The organism is Streptomyces sp. NPDC029159, assembly GCF_055564055.1.
On sequence record NZ_JBVHWT010000005.1, the window covers coordinates 1 to 21,122 of the forward strand.

Here is a 21,122-nt window from a genome sequence, read left to right on the forward strand (position 1 = left end):
GGCGTAGACCGCCACACTCCCGATTCCGGCATCCCGGCATGCACGGGCTACGCGGACAGCGATTTCGCCACGGTTGGCGATGAGCACCTTGCGCAGCATGAATCTGATACCTCCGCGGCCGGTCAGGAGCCGACGCTCCGGTATAGGTGGTAGCGCCGGTATCCGATAGGACGGACTCCCGGCATGTCGTTGGTGATCCGCAGCGAGCTGTGGCGCGTGGCTCCGTCGAGGAACACGACATGGGCCTCGTCGCTCGTCCACTCCGCGAAGTTGATCACGCGGGTGCCGTCGACGCTGAGGTGGAAGTGTGAGGCGATCAGGCCCGTGTACTCGTCCGCGGGCGCCTTCTCCAGGTTCTCGGCGACCGACGCGACGATGCGCTGTTGTCGCTCCGCGCCGTCCACGTCGAAGAGGGCGGTGACCAAGGCGTTCGGCGGGCCCGCCGTGGGATCGAGCACCACGCTGCGATGCAGGCGGAACTCGATCGGTTCAACGCGGGCCGCGGCGACGGGCAGGCCACCGGCGAAGGGGCGGTAGACCGTGCCGTCCGAGCACTGCGCGTAGGTCATCACGGTGGTGCCGTCGGTGCTCAGGTAGCAGAAGAACGCAAGGATCTCCTTGGGCCGTTCGGCCTTCTCCCAGGCATCTGCGATCTCGTCGAGCAGGGCCCGTCCCTGGCCGGCGTCGGCCACGTACCGGTAGGTCACGAAGGCCGCGTGTGCGTCGGGGCGTGCGAGGTGCGGTACGGCCGACGGCGATTGGGTCACGGTGTCCCCCTGAGGGCTTGTCGTGGTGGATGAGGCAGGCGATCAGTCGAGAGGAGCGCCGAAATGGCGGTGCAGGGCTTCGGAGAGGCCGTCGTCCCCGCCGTTTTCCTCGCTCACCCATGCCACGTATCCGTCCGGTCGCACCAGGACGGCCTGGGATTCGGAGAGCTGGAACGGCGGGAGGGCCTGTGCCGGGGGCATGTGACGGAGCCGCGAAAGGACGATGTCCACCCGGTCGGCCCAGTTCCGGGCGACGCGGCGTGGCTCCGGGCCCGCGCCCAGGGTCAGCAGCAGTCCCCGCGCGGGGTGCAGGAGTTCGGTAGTGGTGGTCGTGTGGCCGTCGTCCAGGAGCAGTTCCGTCTTCGGCATCCGCCGCCCGATCAGCGGGTGGGTGCCCGGCCCGACGTCGTAGCGGATGTCCAGCCCGCTGACCAGACCGGCTAGGTGGTGGGCGGCGCCCTCGGTACGGAACACCGCGGCGAGGACGTCGCGCAGCGGCTGTATCTCGCTGCCGCCGAGGAACAGCACCGCTTGGGCACGGGTGTTCCGCAGCAACTCGGCGCCGATCGGATGGCGTTCCGCGTGGTAGGTGTCGAGGAGCGCGGAGTCCGAGCGGCCTGTCACCACGGCGCCGAGCTTCCAGCCAAGGTTCACGGCGTCCTGGATGCTGACGTTCATACCTTGGCCACTGGCCGGCAGGTGGATGTGCGCGGCATCCCCGGCCAGGAACACCCGGCCTCTGCGGTACTCGCTCGCCTGCCGTGCGGCGTCCCCGAACGAGCTGACCCAGACCGGGGTGGCGGCGGAGATGTCGTCCCCGCTGACCCGCTTCCAGGCATCGGCCACTTCGGAGAACAGTGGCGGCTCGGTGCGGGATCGTGGCGTGCGGCCGTGCTCCGAGACGACGACGCGCATGACGCCTTCACCCAGCGGCGCGGCCAGCAGCATGCCGCCCGGGCGCCGCTCACCCGACCACAGCGCGGAGAGTTCCAGGCCCTTCACGTCGGCCAGCAGCAGTTCCGCCGTCGCGTCGGTGCCGGGGAAGGCGAACCCGCCCGACGTGCGCACCACGCTGCGGCTGCCGTCGCAGCCCACCAGATACGACGCCGACAACCGCAGCTCACCGGCAGGCCCCTGCACATGCACCTCGACGGACTCGCCGGCGTCGGTGAATCCGGTGAGCCGATGTCCGTACCGCACATCGGCTCCCGCCTCCTCGGCCCACTCACCGAGCATGGCCACGGTCCGTGCCTGCGAGACGCCCGTGACGCTGGCGTGAGATCCGTCGCCGACGGCGAAGTCGACCGGCACGCTTCCGAAGTGGCCGCCGGGCGACCGGTTGAGTTCCCCAAGTCTCGGCAGCAGCCCACGCTGGTCGAACACCTCCAGCGTGCGGGCGGTGAATCCCATGCCACGGGATTCCTTGGTGGGGGTGTTCTCCTTCTCCAGGACGATGACCCGGGCGCCGGCCAGCCTCAGTTCGGCGGCGAGCATCAGCCCCGCTGGCCCGGCTCCGATGACGACGACGTCCGTGTCCGTCCGGAGGCCGGTGGCGGTGGTGGAGTCCGTGTGCATCTGTTTCTGCTCCTCCTTACTCTTCGTCGGTCGTGGTGATGGTGATGGCTCCGGTAGGGCAGCAGTCCGCGATGTCCTGGAGCTGTTCGAGGAGGGCTTCCGGGGCGTGGCCCGGTCCGAGGGGACGGGCGAGGGCGGTGCCGTCGTCGCTCAGCGAGAACAGACGGGAATCCATCACCTCGCACAGTCCCGTGCCACGGCAGAGCGTCCGGTCGACCCGCGCGGTTGCTCGCATCGCGTCAGGCCCCGGACTTCCCCGACCGGGCGACCGGCAGGGCGGTCAGTCGCCGGATGGCCCAGTTGTCGATGTACCGCAGCTCATCTCGCGGTACGGCCAGGGAGAGTTGCGGAAACCGCTGGAACAGGGCGGGAATCGCGATCGCGCCTTCGAGCCGAGCCAGTGCCGCGCCGATACAGTTGTGCAGCCCGTGTCCGAACCCCACGTGCCGAGGTCCGCTGCGGGTGATGTCGAGACGCTCGGGGTGGTCGAACCGGCGCGGATCCCGGTTGGCCGCCAGCAGCGCAGCGATGATCGGTGCTCCGGCGGGCAGCCGGGTACCCGAGAGGTGGATCTCCTCAGTCGTGATGCGGAACAGAGCTGTGCTCAATGCCCCTTCGTATCGGAGCAGTTCCTCGACGGCGCCGTCCGCCAGTTCGGGGTTTTCCAGAAGCAGCTTGCTCTGGTCCGGGTGATCGAGGAGCGCGAGGGCCGCATTGCCGATGAATCCGCGGACGGTGTCGCTGCCGCCCATGATCATGGCGGCTACCAGCCCGGTCAACTCGTCCGCGGACAGCCGCTCGCCCTCGTTGCTGGTCTGGATCAGTGCGGAGGTCAGGTCGTCGGAGGGGGCGTGACGTTTCTCTGCAACGAGTTCGGCGGCGTACTCGCAGATCCGGCCGAAGGCCGCGGGAGCCCGGTCTATCAGCGCGGGGTCGGACGGGAACGCTTCGTTGAGGGCCGTGACCAGTTCCCGGTGCCGTTCGATGCGGAACCCGAGGATCACCCCGAGCACTCCGGCGGACACCTCGCCCGCGTAGTCATCCATGACATCGAAGTCCCCCTGTCGTGCACAGGCAGCAAGGGTCCGGTCGACGACGTGGTGCACGGTCTGGCGCCACTGTTCCACCCGGCGGGTGGTGAAGGCGCTCATCGCCAGTCGGCGCAACCGGGTGTGCGCGGGCGGATCCACCACGGTGATGCCTCGCTCCAGAATGGTGCCCTCCGCAATCACCAGACCCGCGGCACGGAACTCGTCGTTTCCCCAGGTGACGCTTTCCGTGCTGCACCGGGGATCGGCCAGTACGGTCTTGACGTCGTCGAAACGTGTCACCATCCATGTGCGGACGTCACCGACGGGGAACGTGAATTCATGTACCGGTGAGTTCTCCTGAAGCCACGTCAGCGTGGGGTGTGGATTCTGGTAGTACTCGGGAGAAAAGAGAGCGATCGGCGGTACGGCCGGTGCGGACAAGTCCATGGATGGTCCTTCCTCTGGTCGGTCCTCAGGAATCGGTACGAGTGGCAGTGCAGGGTGTGGGCGGCGGTCGGGCCGCTCAGAGAAGGTTCCACTGGCGCGTGTCGGGGGCGAAAAAGGTCCGCAGGGGCGCGGGGAAAACATGGGACCCGGCTGCCGTGCGGACCCATCCGTGGACGAGTTCGGCCAGCTTCCTGACGCCGGAATCACCCAGGAGTTCATAAGGTCGACGGTCGAGTCGTCCGGTCTCGTGCTCGACTTCGTCCCGCAGCGCGGCGCCGCATGTGGTCAGTGTTCCTTCGCGGTTCACCAGACCGCGCTCCCGCAGCCTTTCCTGCGCGAGTGCCCAATCAGTTTCGGTCCACCCGCGCATGGGCCTGACGATCTCCTTGGGCATGCCGTGCTCACTCGCGCAGTCGATGACGAGTGCTTCGACTCCGGTGAGTTCTGCGTGGCTGAGGATCGCGACATGACCGTCCCCGCGGTACTCGCGGAGCATGGTCGCGGCGTGCCACAGCGCGATATGGGGTTCCTCGGGCTGGTCGAGAGCAGCATTGGCCGCGTGGAGAGGGCGCCCGGGAAGCGGGCATCCCGTGGCGGCCGCGCCGGCGAGCTGCGCCGCTTCCGCCATCGCGGCCGACCGTATGACATCGGTGCCGAGAAGCCGTTCCAGCGCCGCTCCGGCAGCCGCCTCACGTGAGGCAATGGCTTGTTCGGGAGATACGCACCGCCAGATGGCAGGTACGCGCTCCGCAACGAAGCCGGGCGCGAACGCGTGGAAGAGCGCGGTCACCATCGGGGCGTCGACCGCGCCGAGAGGTGACGCGCGCCCGGCCATGTAGACGCTGGACTGATCGGTGACACCGAACGGGGCCAGCCGGTCCGCGAGATCGGTCGTGAAGTAGGGAATGGAGTGCAGTGCGTTGACGGCTTGTGCGCAGCGACGCGCGGCGGAACGAACGCTGGGTGGCGAGGCGTTCATGGCACCCCTAAAACATGTCGGGGAGAGGGATCGGGCCAAGGCGGAGCGCAGCGCCGGACCTTCGCGGTCGGGCGGAGAAGGGGAAACTGCTCACACCGGGGGCGTACGAAAGGCCGCGTTGAATTCGGTGAGAGCTTTTGCATTCCCGGCGTATATCGCGGGTGCGGGTGATCCGTGATGGGTCACAGAAGGGGAAGCGGCTGCCGTGAGCTTCTCCCGCGAAGGGAAGTGGACCCTGGAAAGCGGCATGCGTGTGCCGCCAGATAAGTGTGACAGTGTACTCCCCCCGCTGTCAACGTTTGCTCTTCTCCCAGGTCAACAGCGTTATGTGGAGTTGGGCTCATTCGAGATATGCGACTGCCGGGTCGGTTTTTGCTCGCTTCTCGACCTGATGCTTTCGCGAAGGGTTCACCGTACGGCGGCATGGGTAGTGCCACCTCGCGAATCTCGGCAAACATCACCAAGTCGTGACTCAGGTCACCTGGCCTGCTGTTGACGGGCTGCGTCGTCGTTTCACAGGATGTGCTTGCGAATTCTGCCTGCTGATACTGGCGCATCCCGGACTTGCGTCAGAGGGTTCTCCGAGGTAGGGCGTCAGTGAATATGGGGGATGGTTTTGGGCGCGACAGGGCGGCTAGATTTCAATCCTCATTGAATTCTCGTTGAGCTTGGTGCTTGGATTCTCGCGGGCGACCCGGTGAAGGCGTGTGGTCACGCGTACGCACCAAGCGATCTCCTCTCCACGCGAAATGGAATGAAAGGGATTGCTGTGTCTCCGCTCAAACAACGCCCTTCGGCGCTCGACAGTCACGGCATTGATCTGGGTCGCATGCGCGTCGTGCGGGATTGCGCATCTCCTCAGTGCGTCAAGTCGCGAAGGGGCGGCGGCGAACAGAGTGAGGGAAGAGGGCCCTCGCGGCTGTGCTGCCCCTGCTACGACCGCCTCCGTGTCGGTCTGTGTGATGTGGTGGAGGCGTACAGGGAAAGCGACGAGGAGCTGACGCGGCCCCAAGGCTGGTTACGGGAGCGGGTCAGCGGCAGCAGGGCGGTCGGTATCGCCCTCGACGACTCCGTGCTGACGCTGCGGTCGGAGATCATCGAACTGCTGGCCTCCTGGGCGCGCCTGGTCGTCGAGGAACGAAACCTCCCTGCCCCCGGGGACTGCAGCGTCATGGGGTTGGCCAGTTTCCTCGACAGCCATGTGCCCTGGCTGGCGGAACATCCGGCAGCCCCCGATTTCGACTACGAGATCGCCGCGCTGCTCGACGCCTGTCGCTCGCTTCATGGGCTCGCGCGAGTGGTACGCAGAATGCCGCTGGGTAGCTGTTCCCAGCCTCACTGCACCGGGCAGCTGTACGCAGTGATCACGGAGGCGGGCCCCGGCGCGGTGCCTTCGGAGGTGGTCTGCGAGAGCGGTCATGCCCCGCCTCCCGAGGACTGGTTGCTGCTGGCCCTCCGCCGGAGCCCGGCGGTTTCGGGGAAGCAGAGATGAGTGCTGCCGACGGGAGGCGGCGCATGGTGCCGACCGACCTGGCTGCTCTGGCCTTGGGGGTTTCCCCGGCCACCATCCGCAAATGGGCTAGCCGTGGGAAGATCACCCGCTACGGCAGCCCGCAGCGCGCTGCGTACGACCTGGATGAACTTTACGAGCTGGCCGCCACGGCAGTGCGAGATCGGCGCACGACGGGACCTTGACCTGACCTGTGCGGATTCCCTCAACGTCGCCGCCGCAGCGGTCGCCTTCTACGCCGTCACGACGGGCCGCCCCACCGCCCGAAAAGCCGTCAGCCGTACGCCCCGGAGCCTGACAGGCCCCCGGGCGTACGGCTGCGATGCAAACCTGGTGCGGCTCAGCTTGCCGCGTCGTCGGACGGCCGGCCGTCGTCGGGGGAGTGCCCCCGCGGCATCTCCACGGCGCTCTGCCCGATCGGTACGGACCGTTCGCCGCCCAGCCCGCGCGTCGGCCCCTGGCAGCCCTGTGCCGCCGCGATTCCCAGGGCCACCAGCAGCGTCACCGTGACGAACACCAGGATCCGCTGCCGCATCAGCCGCCGGTCGGGCCCCGGCCGGCGGCCGCCCGAGGTCGGGCGCGGCTGCGTACGCGGCGTCTTGCGGCCGCCGCCGGGCCGGGCGGTGGGGACCCGTCCCGCGGGCCGCCCGCCGGTCGGCCGACGGCCGGGTGACGAGGCGGGCCCGGCGCCGCGCGCCGCCGCCTCACGCTGCGAGGGCCGGGGCGCGCTCCCGGACGACGGACGCGGCGCGGGCGTCCCGGCCGCGCCCCGCTCGGTGCGTTGACGCGCGTAGGCATCGGCGCGCCGCCCGGTGGGCCGCTCGCCGGTCCGCCGCTCACCGCGGGCGGGACCGGCCGCCGCACCGCCGAGCGCACCGTCCTGCGGGGCGCCCGACAGCCCGTGTGCCTCCCGGGCGGCGATCTCCTTCAGCCGCAGCGACAGTGACAGCGTGCTGGGCCGGTCCGCCGGATCCTTCGCCAGACAGGCCGCGAGCAGCGGCGCCAGCGCGTCCGGGACGCCGGCGAGCTGCGCCTCCTCGTGCACCACGCGGTACAGCATCACCTCCGAACTTCCCTGCCCGAAGGGGGAGTCGGCGGTGCAGGCGTACGCGAGGGTGGCGCCGAGCGCGAAGATGTCGGTCGCCGGGGCCACCGCGGCGCCCCGTACCTGCTCGGGCGCGAGGAAACCGGGGGAGCCGACGGCCGTCCCGACGTGCGTGAGCGTGCTGGCGCCGGTCGCCCAGGCGATGCCGAAGTCGATGATCCGCGGCCCCTTGGGGGACAGCAGGATGTTGGACGGCTTGAGGTCGCGGTGGACCACACCCGCGTCATGGACGGCCAGCAGTCCCTCGGACAGCGCCGCCCCGATCGAGGCGACCTGCGCGGGGTCGAGCGGCCCCTCCTCGTTCACCTTGTCGTGCAGCGACGGGCCCGGTACGTACTGGGTGGCGAACCACGGGCGGTCCGCGTCGAGATCGGCGGCGACCAGCCGTGCCGTGCAGCCGCCGCGGATCCGCCGGGCCGCCGACACCTCCCGCGCGAACCGGGAACGGAACTCCTGGTCCTCCGCGAGATCCGGGCGGATCACCTTCAGCGCCACCCGCTGCCCGCGTTTGTCCGAGCCGAGATAGACGACGCCCATCCCGCCCGCGCCGAGCCGCCGGTGCAGCCGGAAAGTCCCGACGACACGCGGGTCCTCGCGCCGGAGCCGCATCATCGCCATGTCCGTCCCCATACCTGCGGTGGGCAAGACCCACTCCGTGCCAACCGTCTGACGTGGCACAGCTTACGGATTGACGGCGCGGCGCGCTGAGAGGCCGCGCATGAGCCCGCAACGGGCACCGGAGGCGGCCGCCGACGGGCCCGCGCCCACGGTGATTTCCGGCCGGTCCCCGCCCTCGCCCGCCGCCGGCCCCCAACCCCCTCCCTCAGCAGGGACATTGGCCCGCAGGGCCGCCTGCGGACGGCGACTCCGGCGTGCGGCCGGAAACGGCGTCCCCGCGGCCAAGTCGCGGCGTACCGGGCGGAATCCGCTCCGCGCCCGGTCCCCGGCGGGCGGCACGGGCCGCTCGGGGAGTGAGAGAAGTCACCCGTTGGGGTATCTGTCCATCCGCGACCGGGATGCACGCGCCCGCCCCGTCCCGGACAACTCGCCCCGCCCCGGAGCGCCGGGCACCTCAGGGTCACCCCGGGGTCGGTTCTGCAACCAGCGGAGTACGCATCCCGGCCCGCTCTCCTCCTCCTGGAGGCCGTTCATCGGTACGACGGGCTGACGTCCACCCCCGGGCGGTTGCCTACTGTGGAGACCGAGCGGCGGGCGCCGTACTCGTCCCCCGAGGTCCTGTGCTCGCCGCCACCACCAGACGACAGGAGCCGGGATGACGGATCCACAGGGGCGCACGGCGCTGCGGGTGCGGTGGCGCGAACGCGTCGCCCCGCTCGGCGTCCGCCGCCCTTCGGGCACCCGTCATCCGCTGATCGCGGTCGCCATGGCGCTGCCGCTCGCGGTCCTGCTCTGTGTGGTCTTCGGCGGCTGGGAAGCCGTCATGACGCAGGCGTCGTCCGTGGCCGTGTTGCTGGGGCGCTGAAACGGCGTCCCGGTCCCGGGAGAGCGGCCCGGGACGGGGGAAGCGTGGCCCAGCCCCGTGGGGACGGGGGTGTCACGGACGGCACGCGTGGCCGGGCATCTGGGGAGATGCCCGGCCACGCGGGTTTTTCCGGCACGACCGACCCGTCCACGGATCCGTACGCCAACTCCCCACCCTCGTACGGGGGATGAGGGCTTCCGGCATTTCCGGGAACGCCGAAGGGCCGGAGCAACTGACGCTGCTCCGGCCCTCCGGTCTGCGGTGTGGACGATACTGGGATTGAACCAGTGACCTCTTCCGTGTCAGGGAAGCGCTCTCCCGCTGAGCTAATCGTCCTCGGGACCGCGGAGAACCGAAGTCCTCTGCGGGTGCTGCGTGCGCGATACTGGGATTGAACCAGTGACCTCTTCCGTGTCAGGGAAGCGCTCTCCCGCTGAGCTAATCGCGCGGGGCCCGTACATGTTACCGAGCAGTGGACGATACTGGGATTGAACCAGTGACCTCTTCCGTGTCAGGGAAGCGCTCTCCCGCTGAGCTAATCGTCCTTGGAGGTGGAGACGGGATTTGAACCCGTGTAGACGGCTTTGCAGGCCGTTGCCTCGCCTCTCGGCCACTCCACCTAGAGCGTAGGGGTTCGGGATGATCCCCCACATCGAGCGGACGACGAGACTCGAACTCGCGACATCCACCTTGGCAAGGTGGTGCTCTACCAACTGAGCTACGTCCGCAGGTGACTCTCCCGGACGGTGTCCGGGAAGCTACCGGGCCTCCGGGGCGCTTGCGCTTCCCGGCGACGTGTTGAACTCTAGCGGATTCCTGGGCCAGTACAAAAACGCGTTTGTGCAGGTGCCGCGCTTCTGGCTCGGCCACGGCGCCGGAGAGGCCCGCGACCTAGACTCGCTGACGTGCACGACCTCCCTCCTGTGGCCCGCTTCGGCGGCCTCATCGCGACCGATCTCCGCGACGTCACCACCGACCCCGCAGCCCTGGACTCCACGGGCTGGTGGGCGGTGGTGGCCGGATTCGAGGGGGAGGTGATCTGCGCCCGCTTCGCCGACGTCCGGCCCGCCACACCGGCCGACGCTCCCGACCCCCGCGCCTGGCACGGCCCCGCCCCCGGCGACTGGCGCAGCTCCCTGGACCGCGCCGCCTATATGGACGGGGTGCGCCGCGTACGCGCCTACATCGGGACGGGCGACGTCTATCAGGTGAACCTCTGCCGGGTCCTGAGCGCGCCGTTGCCCGACCCCGGGCGCAGCGACATCGACGCGCTCACCGCCGTACTGGCCCTCGGCAACCCCGCGCCGTACGCGGGCACCATCCGGCTCCCGGCGCACGGCGTCGAGGTCGCCACCGCCTCGCCCGAGCTGTATCTGCGCCGCGACGGGCGGACCGTCGAGTCCGGCCCCATCAAGGGGACCGGGCGCAGCGCCGCGGATCTGACGGACAAGGACCGCGCGGAGAACGTGATGATCGTCGACCTGGTCCGCAACGACCTCGGCCGGGTCTGCGCCACCGGTAGCGTCACCGTCCCCGCGCTCTGCGCCGTCGAGGAACACCCCGGCCTCGTCCACCTCGTCTCCACCGTGCGCGGGGAGATCGACGAGCAGTACGCCAAGAGCGCCTGGGCCGATCTCCTCACCGCCACCTTCCCGCCCGGTTCGATCACCGGCGCGCCCAAGGGGAGGGCGCTGCGGATCATCGACGAACTGGAGGCGGCGCCCCGCGGCCCGTACTGCGGCGGCATCGGCTGGGTCGACGCCGACCGCGGCACCGGTGAGCTGGCCGTCGGCATCCGTACCTTCTGGATCGACCGCATCGCGGCGGACGGGCCCGAGCTGCGGTTCGGTGCGGGCGCCGGGATCATCTGGGACTCCGACCCGGAGCGCGAGTGGGCGGAGACCGAACTGAAGGCGCGCCGGCTGCTCGCGGTAGCGTCGGGTCAGCTCGACGTGAACGGAAGGACGGCACCATGAGGATCTGGCTGGACGGGGCACTGCAGGAGGCCGGCCGGGCCCGGGTGTCCGTCTTCGACCACGGACTGACGGTCGGCGACGGCGTCTTCGAGACGGTCAAGGCCGAGGGCGGCCGCGCCTTCGCCCTCACCCGCCACCTGGAGCGGCTCGCCCACTCCGCCCGCGGTCTGGGGCTGCCCGAGCCGGACCTCGACGAGGTACGCCGCGGCTGCGCCGCCGTCCTCGACGCCAACGCGATGGCGCTCGGCCGGCTGCGGATCACCTACACCGGCGGCGAGTCGCCCCTCGGCTCCGACCGCGGCGACGCCCCCGCGACCCTGCTCATCGCCGTCGGCGAGGCGACCCGCCGCCCCGACACCACCGCCGCCGTCACCGTCCCCTGGACGCGTAACGAACGGGGCGCGCTCACGGGCCTGAAGACCACCTCGTACGGCGAGAACGTCGTCGCGCTCGCCCGGGCCCGGGAACGCGGTGCCTCCGAGGCGCTGTTCGGCAACACCGTCGGCGCGCTCTGCGAGGGCACCGGCTCGAACGTCTTCGTCGTCCTCGACGGGGAACTGCACACCCCGCCGCTGACCTCCGGCTGCCTGGCCGGGATCACCCGCGCGCTGACCGTCGCCTGGGCCGGTGCCAAGGAGACCGATCTGCCGCTGGACGCACTGGAGAGCGCCGAGGAGATCTTCCTGACGTCGACGCTCCGCGACGTCCAGGCGGTGACGCGGGTCGACGACCGCCAACTCGGGGGCGTACCAGGCCCGGTGACGCGCGCCGCGATGCGCGCCTTCGATGCGGGCGCCGCCGCCGACTTCGACCCGCGGTGAGGTGAAGGGCCGCGGCGGCGGGTAGAAGGTCCCCGTGACCACCACGCTGCGTCCCGCGGGACCGGAGGACCGAGACGGCGCGGGCCACCGCGCCCGCCGTTACGACATCTGCGTCAACAGCCGCCGGGTGGGCGGCGTCCGGCTCACCACCGACCCGCTCACCGGGCCCGCCACGGGCCACATCGAGGAGCTGGCGGTCGACGCCGCCGACCGCCGCCGCGGCCGGGCCACCGTCGCCGCCCTCGCCGCCGAGGAGGTCCTGCGCGGCTGGGGCTGCCGCCGGATCGCGGTGACCGCCCCGGCCGGCGGGGAGGCCGCGCTGCGCCTCGCGGCGGCCCTGGGGTACACCGAACGCGCCCACCACCTGGCCAAGGTGATCGTCGCCGTCCCGCAGTTGCCGACCGGCTTCGAGGACCGTCCGCTGACCGCCGACGGGTACCCGTCCTGGCGCACCACCGCGGTCGCGGACCGCGCCCACCTCCTCGCCGCACTGGGGCCGACCCCGGAGGAAGCCACCCGTGCGGCGGAGGCCGAACACCGCGCGCTGCTCCCGGAGGGCGCCGCCACCGAGCACCACGCGGTGCGGCTCCTCACCGCCCGCGGCACCGACGTCGGCCATGTCTGGACCGCTCTGCGGCCGCCGGACCTGCCCGGTGGCCGCGTCCTCGACGTCCGCGTCGCCCCGGAACACCGCGGCCACGGCCACGGTCGGGCCCTGCTGGGCGTCGCGGAGCGGGAGTGCCTGGCCGCCGGGGCGCCCCTGATCGCTCTGACCGTCCGCGCGGACGACGCCGCCGCACGCGGCCTCTGCGCGGCCCTGGGCTACCGCCCCACCGGGCTGCTGCTGGCCAAGCCGCTCCTCTGAGCGCGGCTCAGTCCTCGGCGAGCAGCCGGTCCGCGATCTCCTCGACCCGGGCCCGCAGCCCCTCCTGGTTCGCGCTGCCGTCCAGCAGCTCCCCGCCGATGACGTACGTGGGGGTGCCCCGTACGCCGATCGCCTTGCCCTCGGCGTGGTCGGCGTCGACGATCAGCAGATGGCGGCCGTCGATCAGCGCGGTGTCCAGCTCGTCGGAGTCCAGGCCCAGCGCGTCCGCGACCTCCAGCAGCAGCCGTTCGCCGGAGCGGCCCAGCTCCTCGGTGCGGGCCAGCACCGCCTCGGTGAACTCCTGGCCCTTGCCCTGCTCGGCGGCCTCTTCGGCGGCCTGCGCCGCCGCGTAGGAGTGCTTGTGCTTCTCCAGGGGGAAGTGGCGCAGCCGGATGTCCAGCCGGTCGCCGTAGCGCTCGCGCAGGGCGCGTAGATCGTCCTGGGCGGTGTGGCAGTCCGGGCACTGCAGCTCGCACCAGACGTCCAGGACGACGGGGGCGGAGGACGGTGCGCCGGAGGCGGGGGAGTCGTTCATGGGGCCAGTCTTCCAGCCCGCCGGGCGGTAGGGGCACCTGGACCTCGGGAGGAGTCCGACCCGGAGATCTCCCTGATCACCACGGCCGGGCATGGCCGCGAGGACGCCGGACAGGGCAGGATGGAGGAAGGGGGACGCAGGGTGCGCTCCCTCCCACCTAGGACAGGAGGACCCGATGCTGACATCGACCGTATGCGCCGCGGTGTCGGCGGCGGGCCTGGCCGTCGCCGCCCTGACGGCCTACCGCAAGCGTTTCCTCGCCGCGATGCGCATCGCGGCGTTCGCCCTGATCCCGATCGGCCTGGCGATGACCGGCATCATCGACTGGATCACCGGGCTCGTCCTCAAGCCGACGGTCTGGGCCGGGTTCGGCCTGCTGGCGCTCTCGGTCGTACTGCTCATGATCGGCCGCGCCGTGGAGCGCCGCCGGGGCGGTGTCGGCAGCCGCAAGGAGCGCCGGGCCGCGGCCTCCGCCCGTGGTGCGGCGGTGTCCCCGGGCGCCTCCGCCCCGTCCCTCGGAGCGGGGCGTACGGCCTCCGGTTCCGCGGGCGCAGCCAAGGGGAAAGCCGCTGCTCCTGAGGATGACTTCTCGGACATCGAAGCGATCCTCAAAAAACACGGGATCTGATGAACTACCGCCACTGAGGGGGTAATTGGGCATTCGCGACCGATCGGCTGCGCCATGATCGTCGCGAAATGAACGATGAGTGCGCCCTGGCCCGGGATGAAGCCCCGGCCCCCGAACCGCGCGGATGTCTTTTCGCGCTGTCCCAGCCACCCCTGATGCTCTTCCTCGCCTTCATCGGCCTGCTGCTGTTGCTGGGCGCCGTCCACGACCTGTACCTCCAGTGAGGGCCGGGACGTGGCCGGTGCGGCTCAGTCCGCGGCCTCCCGCTGCCGTGCCCGGTAGGCGGCGACGTGCAACCGGTTGCCGCAGGTCCGGCTGGAGCAGTAGCGCCGGGAGCGGTTCCGGGAGAGATCGACGAACGTGTGCCGGCAGCCCGGCGCCTCACAGCGCCGCAGCCGCTCCCGCTCACCTGCCACCACCAGGAACGCCAGCCCCATACCGCAGTCGGCCGCCAGACGGTGCGCGACCGAGGCGCCCGGCGCGAAGTAGTGGACGTGCCAGTCGTAGCCGTCGTGATCGGTCAGCTGCGGGGTGGTGCCCGCCGAGGCGATCAGCGTGTTCAGCAGTGCGGCGGCCCTGCGGTCGTCGGGCGCGGCGAAAACCTCCGCGAAGCGGGCGCGCAGCGCTCTTACGGCGCCCAGATCGGTGTCGTCGAGGGCGCCGACGCTGCTGATGCCGTGCCGCGCGATGAATTCCTGCAGTGCGGCCGTGTCGGTCAGGGTGTCCGGACCGCCGGCCGCCTCGCCCTCCGGGGCGGTGTTCAGCAGGTCGACGACCGCGTCCAGGGCGCACCGGGTGTCGTGCGTGATCATCACGGTTTCGCTCCCAGGCAGGGTGGGGCGGCGCGGGAGCCGCCCCCGAGTCCTTGCGGAATGGTCGTCGACTCTAGCGTGTCGCCCATGCCGCGGCGCCGTCGCCGCGGTGGGTCCGCGGCGACGGCGCCGGAGCGTGCCGTATGAACTTGTCGGTCCCGCGGCGTCTCCCCGAGTCGGACGCCGCGGACGGGTGCGGGTTGGTTGCGGTGGGTGGCTGTGGTGCGTCTCAGCTCTCCGCGAGGATGTGGGAGAGCTCTGTGTCGAGATCGAAATGCCGATGCTCGGTGCCGGGAGGCACCGCGGCGTCGGTCCTTTTGAGGAACGATTCGAGGGCCCGTGCGGGGGCCTCCAGGAGGGCCTCGCCTTCCGGGGAACTCAGGGCGATGCAGACCACGCCCTGTCCGTGGCTCCGGGACGGCCAGACGCGGACGTCGCCGGTGCCGGTGGGCCGGTGCAGGCCCTCGGCGAGGAGATCGCGGGCGAAAACCCACTCGACGGTCTCCTCGGCTCCGGTATGGAAGGTGGCATGCACGGCGTAAGGATCGGCCGTGTCATACCGCAGGCCCGCCGGTACAGGCAGTGAGGACTCGCTCGACACAACGAGGCGCAGGTGCAGCTCGCAGCTGACCGTGGTGTTCATAAGCGCCAGGGCCTTTCGCTCAGTGTGCGCTCGGGGATTCGCACGTCGGCGAAATCGACATGCCACCTACGGTGCCGTTGTAAACCCCTCTGAGCGTTTTGGGTGGCTTCGGGTACCTCTGACGGCGGATTGAAAGATCGTCCCCCATGGATATTCGGGTGGACGGGACACTTCGGCATTGATGGCGCGAATACGGAGGGTTACGGAGGGGTGCTGCTCGGTGGGGCGGTGCGGCACTCCTCGGAACCGGTCCGGTCTCGGTCGGAACCGGTCCGGTGCTCGGGGCGGAGTCGTGGTCGCCGCTCCCGCCCCGGCCGGCCGGTGATCTTCGCCGGCGCGGCGCTTCGTGCGACCGGGCGAGGCCGGGCGGGGGCGGGTGCCGGACGGGACGGACGGACCCGTCGGATGCGGCGCGGGCGGCGATGACCTGCGTCGGTGGCCGTCCGGGTGGTCACGGAGCCCCGTCCGCGTGGGGTAATGTGTGCCGTGCGCCGGGCGATTAGCTCAGTGGGAGAGCGCTTCGTTCACACCGAAGAGGTCACTGGTTCGAACCCAGTATCGCCCACCCTGGCCGAAGGTCCGGAGGCTCCAAGCCTCCGGACCTTCGCGGTTGTTGGGTCCCCTCCGCCCCGGAGCGGCACACTGAACCCATGCCCTCCTGGTCGCGCGCACTCCACCGCTACCGCTTCCGCAGCGTGTGGCTGCTGCCCGACGCCCCGCCCGCGGTCGTCTACGCCATCCTCGAACGCGTCGAGAGCTATCCGCTGTGGTGGCCCCAGGTGCGCGCCGTCGATCGCACCGACGAGTCCGGCGGGACGGCGCGCTTCCGCTCGTTCCTCCCGTACGACCTGGACGTCGTCGCAGGTGAAGGCGGGCGGGACCCGCGTGCCGGAGTGCTGGAGGTGACGCTTCGCGGCGATCTTGAGGGCTGGGTGCGGTGGACGGTCACGGCGCGCGGCGGCGGGACGCGGGTCGTGTTCGAACAGGCGGTGGAGGTGCACAAGCCGCTGCTGCGGTGGCTGGCGCTGCCCGGCCGGCCGCTGTTCGTGCTCAACCACGCGCTGATGATGCGCTCCGGGCGGCGCGGTCTGGCGGCGTGGCTGGCCCGCTGACGGCGTCCGGCCGTCGCACCGCGTGACCGGTACGGGGGTGCCGCAGGGCTCGGGGGAAGGAATTTGTTGGAAAGCCGTGGCGGCCTGTATTGTTCAGGTCGTTCGCGAGGGAAACCCCGCCGACACCCGGGCGATTAGCTCAGTGGGAGAGCGCTTCGTTCACACCGAAGAGGTCACTGGTTCGAACCCAGTATCGCCCACCGGGATCAAGGTCCGGGCCGTCAACTGACGGCCCGGACCTTTTCGTTGGGGCGGCAATTCCGAACTCCCCGCGCATTTCCGCGCGGTGCGCCCTACGCGTCCTACTTCTCCGGGGCCGCGGGCCGCATCGGCCACTGATCGTCGACCGCGCCGCCGCGCGGGAACCACGTCTGCCGATCGCGGACCTGCGACCCGAACCACGTCGTCTGGAGGGTGTGGAGTTCGTCGGGGCGCAGCCGGGCGAGGCGGGCGGCGAAGCGGCGGCCCAGCGCGCGGACCACCTCCAGGACGGTGAGCGTCTCGTCGGCGGTGCGTCCGGTGCCGTGCCCGCCGACGGACGGCTTGACGTCGTACTGCGCACAGAGGTCGGGAAGGGCGCGGTCGCCCTTGCGGTAGCGGTCCAGGTGGGCGTCGAGGACCAGCGGGTCGAGGACGTACAGCGGATGGCTGCCGAGATAGCCGGTCAGGGACGTGGCGCGGTGGCGGGTCGCCTCGCGGTCCATGAGCGTCAGGGTGAACGGGGCGTCCAGCACGGCCACCGGGCGGCCGGACGCCGCCTGCGAGGCCAGCGCCCGGGCGATCTCGTCGACCGCGGGCGCCGGCCAGCGGCCGCGGCGGGCGAGGTGCCCGGCGGTCAGACCGTGCGCCGCCGTCGCCGCCTCGGGGATCTCCACGCCGGGACTGATCAGCCAGCGGGTGAGCGCCGGGGAGGCGCCGGGGGTCTCCTGGACCGCCAGCGCCGCCGCGACGACGCGGTCGGTCTCGGGATCGTCTCCGGTCGTCCCGACGCCGAACGCCGCCAGCGGACCGTCGTACCAACTCGGCACCATCGCCCCTCCTCGCACTCCGACACCACGGCGCGGGCGCCCGCCGCCGGCCGGCCGACGCCGTGCGCCGAGCTGCCGGGGACGACGCGACGGCCCGCGGCCCGAGCAGGTGATACCCGCCTCGTGGTGTCGCCGAACCGCATTTGTTTGCGGGTCACTTGACGGGGAGACAACCAGAAGGACGGGTGCGGCACCTGTCCGGCCGCGGACTCGTCGGACGGAGCCTCGCGCAAGGGGCCCCGCCCGCACCGGCACGGCCGCCCGAACGCCCGAGCCCGGCGGGCCGTCCCCGCGCACCGCCCCCGCCCCGCCGCTCGCCCGGCGGCCCGGCCGCCCCGTACGGCCGCCACCGGACGTCCCGGCCGGCCCCTCCCGGTGACCGGCCGCGGCTCTTCGACCACCGTGCCCGGCCGCCCGGCACGGACCGGGCCGGGAGGAGACCGTGATGCACCGGCCGATCGACGACACCGCCGCGCCGGGCCCGCAGCTGCCGGGCGCCGGTATCCCGCTGCCCGACCCGGCGGCCATCGACCCCGCGATCCTCGGCGCGCTGCTGGCCCGGCACGGCTGGCACCGCACGGGCGGCCCCGGCGGGCGGTACGCGCGCTGGACCCCGCCGGGCGGCGGCGCCGGGCTGGTGGTGCCGCAGGACCCGCGCTTCCCGGAGTGCGCCGATCTGCTCGCCGAGGCGCTGGCCACCCTCAGCGTCAGCCCGGCGCCGTACGCCCGGGAGGTGCTGCTCGGGATGGCGGCGCTCAGCGACGAGGTGCGCTGGGAGCGGCTGGCGCCGGGGACGGGGTCGATGGTGGCGCGCTGGGTGGCGCAGGAGCAGCTGCGCGGTGCGGCGCGCGCGACGCTGGGCGCCGCGGCGCTGGCCGGCTGCGCCCGCGCCGGGTACTACGGGTCGCGCTACCGCGGTCACGTCGAGCGCTATCTGACGGAGGCGCTGCTGGGACCGGCGCCGGAAGGTCTCCGGGTCGCCGCCTTCATCCCGGTGTCGGCCGGCCGGGGCCCGGTGATCACCCTGCACCGGGCGCTGCGCGCCGCCCGGGACGCCACCGACCACCGGCGCGCGACCGGGGGCACCGAGGCGTTCGACGCGGCGGTGGCGTTCGGCGTCTGCCATGAGCTGGTCCAGGCGCTGATCGCGCTGGTCCACGAGGGCGGCGGTATCCGGATCACGGTGGACTGGTCGCCCGGCGCGGGCCCGCCGCCCGGCTGCCCGGTCCGCCCCGGGCCGGTGGAGTTCACCACGGGCGACCTGCCGGCCCTGGCGGACGCAGCCCAGCGCTACGTCCGCGGCGAGCCGTCGCTGCCGGTCCGGGTGACCGGTGCGGTGGTGCGGCTGCACCGGGAGCGGCCGGGCGGGGGAGTGGTGCGGCTGCGGGTGATCACCGGGGCGGATGTGGAGCAGGTGCGGGTCGCGCTCGGCGACGACGACTACCGCGTCGCGGGCCAGGCCCATCTGATGAATCTGCCGGTCCGGATCAGCGGCCGCCTGGAGAGCCGCGGCGGCTTCCGGCGGCTGACCGGGGCGCGGGGCGTCGTACCGCTGCCGACGGGCGAGCCGGAGCCGGGGGAGCCGTCGTAAGGGGCACGGAGGAACCACCGGGCCCCGGGGCGCCCGGGCCCCCGCCCCAGGGGCGCCCCGGAGAACCGGCGCTCCTGAAGGCGGCCCGCGGCCCGGCCCGCCCCGGGTGAGCCGGTCCCCGGCAAACCGTTTCGCACTCCGGTCCGCGGCATCGGTACGATTTCCCTGCGCAGCAATCGCTGACGCGCAGCAGACATGACAGGAGAGACCGGTGTCAGACGTCCGTGTGACCGTCCAACGCGATTCCGAGCGGGAAGAACGCGTGGTGACCACGGGCACTACGGCCGCCGACCTCTTCCAGGGCGAGCGCGCCGTCGTCGCCGCGCGGGTGGCCGGGGAGCTGAAGGACCTGGCGTACGAGGTGGCCGACGGCGAGACCGTCGAGCCCGTCGAGATCACCTCCGAGGACGGCCTGAACATCCTGCGGCACTCCACCGCGCATGTGATGGCGCAGGCCGTGCAGGAGCTGTTCCCGCAGGCCAAGCTCGGCATCGGCCCGCCCATCAAGGACGGCTTCTACTACGACTTCGACGTCGAGACCCCGTTCCAGCCGGACGATCTCAAGCGCATCGAGAAGAAGATGCAGGAGATCCAGAAGCGCGGCCAGAAGTTCGCCCGCCGGGTCACCACCGACGAGGACGCCCGCGTCGAGCTGGCCGACGAGCCGTACAAGCTGGAGCTGATCGGCCTCAAGGGCAACGCCGCGGAGGCCGCCGAGGGCGCCGACGCCGAGGTGGGCGGCGGCGAGCTGACCATCTACGACAACCTCGACGCCAAGACCGGCGAGCTGTGCTGGAAGGACCTCTGCCGTGGTCCGCACCTGCCCAGCACCCGCGTCATCCCCGCCTTCAAGCTGATGCGCTCGGCCGCCGCCTACTGGCGCGGCAGCGAGAAGAACAAGCAGCTCCAGCGGATCTACGGCACCGCTTGGCCGACCAAGGACGAGCTCAAGGCCCACCTGGAGTTCCTCGCCGAGGCCGAGAAGCGCGACCACCGCAAGCTCGGCGCCGAGCTGGACCTCTTCTCCTTCCCGGAGGAGCTGGGCCCGGGCCTCGCGGTCTTCCACCCCAAGGGCGGCGTCATCCGCAAGGAGATGGAGACCTACTCCCGCAAGCGCCACGAGGTCTCCGGCTACGAATTCGTCAACACCCCGCACCTCTCCAAGGAGCGGCTCTTCGAGATCTCGGGTCACCTCCCGCACTACGCGGAGGGCATGTTCCCCGCCATCGAATTCGACGAGCAGAACTACCGCCTCAAGGCGATGAACTGCCCGATGCACAACCTGATCTTCAAGTCGCGCGGCCGTTCCTACCGTGAACTGCCCCTGCGCCTCTTCGAGTTCGGCACGGTCTACCGCTACGAGAAGTCCGGCGTCGTCCACGGCCTGACCCGCTCGCGCGGCTTCACCCAGGACGACTCGCACATCTACTGCACCAAGGACCAGATGCCGCAGGAGCTGGACACGCTCCTGACCTTCGTGCTGGACCTGCTGCGCGACTACGGCCTGACCGAGTTCGAGCTGGAGCTGTCCACCCGCGACGACTCCGACAAGTTCATCGGCACCGACGAGGACTGGGCCGAGGCCACCGAGGCGCTGCGGCTGGCCGCCGAGAAGCAGGGCCTGCCGCTCGTCCCCGACCCGGGCGGCGCCGCGTACTACGGCCCGAAGATCTCCGTGCAGGCGAAGGACGCCATCGGCCGCTCCTGGCAGATGTCGACGATCCAGGTCGACTTCAACCAGCCCAAGCGGTTCAGCCTGGAGTACACCGCGGCGGACGGCTCCAAGCAGCAGCCGGTCATGATCCACCGCGCGCTGTTCGGCTCCATCGAGCGGTTCTTCGGTGTGCTCCTGGAGCACTACGCGGGCGCCTTCCCGGTCTGGCTCGCCCCCGTCCAGGCCACCGGCATCCCGATCGGCGACACCCACGTCCCCTACCTCCAGGAGTTCGCCGACGAGGCGCGCGCCCAGGGGCTGCGGATCGACGTCGACGCCTCGTCCGACCGGATGCAGAAGAAGATCCGCAACGCCCAGAAGAGCAAGGTGCCCTTCATGATCATCGCCGGTGACGAGGACGTCGCCAATGGCGCGGTCTCCTTCCGCTACCGCGACGGTTCGCAGAAGAACGGCATCCCGCGCGCCGAGGCGATCGCCGAGATCGTGGACGCCGTGGAGCGCCGCATCCAGGTGTGACCCCGCGCTGAAACACCCGCCCG

General features: G+C 71.3%; 22 protein-coding genes and 7 tRNA genes. 13 read left to right on the forward strand and 16 right to left on the reverse strand.

Going from position 1 to position 21,122, the window contains the following annotated elements:
- The 6 genes from ACZ4U4_RS12170 to ACZ4U4_RS12195 all read right to left on the reverse strand — a co-directional run.
- Nucleotides 1–96, reverse strand: a 96-nt coding sequence (locus tag ACZ4U4_RS12170; RefSeq protein ID WP_281179312.1) for a biotin carboxylase N-terminal domain-containing protein, incomplete at its 3' end; no start/stop codon positions are given.
- A gap of 26 nt (nt 97–122) precedes the next feature.
- Nucleotides 123–767 carry a hypothetical protein gene (locus tag ACZ4U4_RS12175; RefSeq protein ID WP_467872148.1) on the reverse strand — a complete coding sequence of 215 codons (645 nt, stop codon included), beginning with the start codon at nt 765–767 and terminating at the stop codon, nt 123–125.
- Between the two features lie 42 nt (nt 768–809).
- Nucleotides 810–2,342, reverse strand: a complete 1,533-nt coding sequence (locus ACZ4U4_RS12180; protein ID WP_467872151.1) for an FAD-dependent monooxygenase — start codon at nt 2,340–2,342, stop codon at nt 810–812.
- A gap of 16 nt (nt 2,343–2,358) precedes the next feature.
- Complete coding sequence (locus tag ACZ4U4_RS12185; protein WP_467872153.1) at nt 2,359–2,577, reverse strand: ferredoxin; 219 nt, start codon at nt 2,575–2,577, stop codon at nt 2,359–2,361.
- Nucleotides 2,578–2,581: 4 nt separating this feature from the next.
- Nucleotides 2,582–3,820 carry a cytochrome P450 gene (locus ACZ4U4_RS12190; protein WP_467872155.1) on the reverse strand — a complete coding sequence of 413 codons (1,239 nt, stop codon included), beginning with the start codon at nt 3,818–3,820 and terminating at the stop codon, nt 2,582–2,584.
- A 76-nt stretch (nt 3,821–3,896) separates the two neighbouring features.
- The gene (locus tag ACZ4U4_RS12195; protein WP_467872158.1) at nt 3,897–4,799 is read right to left on the reverse strand and encodes an SCO6745 family protein; all 903 of its coding nucleotides are present in this window, start codon (nt 4,797–4,799) and stop codon (nt 3,897–3,899) included.
- Nucleotides 4,800–5,763: 964 nt separating this feature from the next.
- On the opposite strand from ACZ4U4_RS12195, the gene ACZ4U4_RS12200 reads away from it, so the two are divergent.
- Nucleotides 5,764–6,291: a hypothetical protein gene (locus tag ACZ4U4_RS12200; protein ID WP_467872161.1), complete on the forward strand. Its 528-nt coding sequence runs from the start codon at nt 5,764–5,766 to the stop codon at nt 6,289–6,291.
- A 23-nt stretch (nt 6,292–6,314) separates the two neighbouring features.
- The gene (locus ACZ4U4_RS12205; protein ID WP_467872164.1) at nt 6,315–6,494 is read left to right on the forward strand and encodes a MerR family transcriptional regulator; all 180 of its coding nucleotides are present in this window, start codon (nt 6,315–6,317) and stop codon (nt 6,492–6,494) included.
- A 155-nt stretch (nt 6,495–6,649) separates the two neighbouring features.
- On the opposite strand, the gene ACZ4U4_RS12210 is transcribed toward ACZ4U4_RS12205, so the two are convergent.
- The gene (locus tag ACZ4U4_RS12210) at nt 6,650–8,032 is read right to left on the reverse strand and encodes a serine/threonine-protein kinase (protein WP_467873100.1); all 1,383 of its coding nucleotides are present in this window, start codon (nt 8,030–8,032) and stop codon (nt 6,650–6,652) included.
- Nucleotides 8,033–8,687: 655 nt separating this feature from the next.
- Between ACZ4U4_RS12210 and ACZ4U4_RS12215 the strand changes: the two genes are divergently transcribed.
- Nucleotides 8,688–8,897 (forward strand): hypothetical protein, encoded by a 210-nt coding sequence (locus ACZ4U4_RS12215; RefSeq protein WP_467872166.1) that lies wholly within the window; start codon nt 8,688–8,690, stop codon nt 8,895–8,897.
- A gap of 264 nt (nt 8,898–9,161) precedes the next feature.
- On the opposite strand, the gene ACZ4U4_RS12220 is transcribed toward ACZ4U4_RS12215, so the two are convergent.
- The 5 genes from ACZ4U4_RS12220 to ACZ4U4_RS12240 form a co-directional block, all read right to left on the reverse strand.
- Nucleotides 9,162–9,233: transfer RNA gene (locus tag ACZ4U4_RS12220), tRNA-Val, on the reverse strand.
- A gap of 40 nt (nt 9,234–9,273) precedes the next feature.
- A tRNA-Val gene (locus ACZ4U4_RS12225) sits at nt 9,274–9,345 on the reverse strand.
- Nucleotides 9,346–9,370: 25 nt separating this feature from the next.
- Nucleotides 9,371–9,442: transfer RNA gene (locus tag ACZ4U4_RS12230), tRNA-Val, on the reverse strand.
- Nucleotide 9,443: 1 nt separating this feature from the next.
- A tRNA-Cys gene (locus ACZ4U4_RS12235) sits at nt 9,444–9,517 on the reverse strand.
- A gap of 35 nt (nt 9,518–9,552) precedes the next feature.
- A tRNA-Gly gene (locus ACZ4U4_RS12240) sits at nt 9,553–9,625 on the reverse strand.
- Nucleotides 9,626–9,802: 177 nt separating this feature from the next.
- Here ACZ4U4_RS12240 and ACZ4U4_RS12245 point away from each other — a divergent pair.
- The 3 genes from ACZ4U4_RS12245 to ACZ4U4_RS12255 are packed head-to-tail and all read left to right on the forward strand — an operon-like array spanning nt 9,803 to nt 12,559.
- Nucleotides 9,803–10,873, forward strand: a complete 1,071-nt coding sequence (locus ACZ4U4_RS12245) for a chorismate-binding protein (RefSeq protein WP_467872170.1) — start codon at nt 9,803–9,805, stop codon at nt 10,871–10,873.
- A complete protein-coding gene (locus tag ACZ4U4_RS12250; RefSeq protein WP_467872173.1) occupies nt 10,870–11,694 on the forward strand; it encodes an aminotransferase class IV in 825 nt (274 codons plus the stop codon). The genes ACZ4U4_RS12245 and ACZ4U4_RS12250 overlap by 4 nt, the downstream gene beginning before the upstream one ends.
- A 34-nt stretch (nt 11,695–11,728) precedes the next feature.
- On the forward strand, nt 11,729–12,559 hold the full coding sequence (locus ACZ4U4_RS12255; RefSeq protein WP_467872176.1) for a GNAT family N-acetyltransferase: 831 nt from the start codon (nt 11,729–11,731) through the stop codon (nt 12,557–12,559).
- 7 nt (nt 12,560–12,566) lie between these two features.
- Here the strand turns inward: ACZ4U4_RS12255 and ACZ4U4_RS12260 are convergent, their stop codons facing one another.
- Nucleotides 12,567–13,094 carry a DsbA family protein gene (locus ACZ4U4_RS12260; RefSeq protein ID WP_467872178.1) on the reverse strand — a complete coding sequence of 176 codons (528 nt, stop codon included), beginning with the start codon at nt 13,092–13,094 and terminating at the stop codon, nt 12,567–12,569.
- Between the two features lie 175 nt (nt 13,095–13,269).
- Between ACZ4U4_RS12260 and ACZ4U4_RS12265 the strand changes: the two genes are divergently transcribed.
- Both ACZ4U4_RS12265 and ACZ4U4_RS12270 read left to right on the forward strand, forming a co-directional pair.
- Nucleotides 13,270–13,722 carry a hypothetical protein gene (locus ACZ4U4_RS12265; RefSeq protein ID WP_467872181.1) on the forward strand — a complete coding sequence of 151 codons (453 nt, stop codon included), beginning with the start codon at nt 13,270–13,272 and terminating at the stop codon, nt 13,720–13,722.
- 68 nt (nt 13,723–13,790) lie between these two features.
- Nucleotides 13,791–13,946, forward strand: a complete 156-nt coding sequence (locus ACZ4U4_RS12270; RefSeq protein WP_169749979.1) for a hypothetical protein — start codon at nt 13,791–13,793, stop codon at nt 13,944–13,946.
- Between the two features lie 24 nt (nt 13,947–13,970).
- Here the strand turns inward: ACZ4U4_RS12270 and ACZ4U4_RS12275 are convergent, their stop codons facing one another.
- Nucleotides 13,971–14,537 (reverse strand): CGNR zinc finger domain-containing protein, encoded by a 567-nt coding sequence (locus ACZ4U4_RS12275; RefSeq protein WP_467872184.1) that lies wholly within the window; start codon nt 14,535–14,537, stop codon nt 13,971–13,973.
- 226 nt (nt 14,538–14,763) lie between these two features.
- On the reverse strand, nt 14,764–15,177 hold the full coding sequence (locus ACZ4U4_RS12280) for an SsgA family sporulation/cell division regulator (RefSeq protein WP_003959770.1): 414 nt from the start codon (nt 15,175–15,177) through the stop codon (nt 14,764–14,766).
- A 493-nt stretch (nt 15,178–15,670) separates the two neighbouring features.
- On the opposite strand from ACZ4U4_RS12280, the gene ACZ4U4_RS12285 reads away from it, so the two are divergent.
- From ACZ4U4_RS12285 to ACZ4U4_RS12295, 3 genes are all read left to right on the forward strand, one after another.
- Nucleotides 15,671–15,742: transfer RNA gene (locus tag ACZ4U4_RS12285), tRNA-Val, on the forward strand.
- 85 nt (nt 15,743–15,827) lie between these two features.
- The gene (locus tag ACZ4U4_RS12290) at nt 15,828–16,289 is read left to right on the forward strand and encodes an SRPBCC family protein (RefSeq protein ID WP_467872187.1); all 462 of its coding nucleotides are present in this window, start codon (nt 15,828–15,830) and stop codon (nt 16,287–16,289) included.
- Between the two features lie 128 nt (nt 16,290–16,417).
- Nucleotides 16,418–16,489, forward strand: a tRNA-Val gene (locus ACZ4U4_RS12295).
- A 102-nt stretch (nt 16,490–16,591) separates the two neighbouring features.
- Here the strand turns inward: ACZ4U4_RS12295 and ACZ4U4_RS12300 are convergent.
- Nucleotides 16,592–17,317, reverse strand: a complete 726-nt coding sequence (locus tag ACZ4U4_RS12300; RefSeq protein WP_467873103.1) for a 3'-5' exonuclease family protein — start codon at nt 17,315–17,317, stop codon at nt 16,592–16,594.
- A 445-nt stretch (nt 17,318–17,762) separates the two neighbouring features.
- Here ACZ4U4_RS12300 and ACZ4U4_RS12305 point away from each other — a divergent pair, with 445 nt between their 5' ends.
- Both ACZ4U4_RS12305 and thrS read left to right on the forward strand, forming a co-directional pair.
- Nucleotides 17,763–18,908 (forward strand): hypothetical protein, encoded by a 1,146-nt coding sequence (locus ACZ4U4_RS12305; RefSeq protein WP_467872190.1) that lies wholly within the window; start codon nt 17,763–17,765, stop codon nt 18,906–18,908.
- A 211-nt stretch (nt 18,909–19,119) separates the two neighbouring features.
- A complete protein-coding gene (gene thrS / locus ACZ4U4_RS12310; protein WP_467872193.1) occupies nt 19,120–21,099 on the forward strand; it encodes a threonine--tRNA ligase in 1,980 nt (659 codons plus the stop codon).
- Nucleotides 21,100–21,122 lie beyond the last annotated feature (23 nt).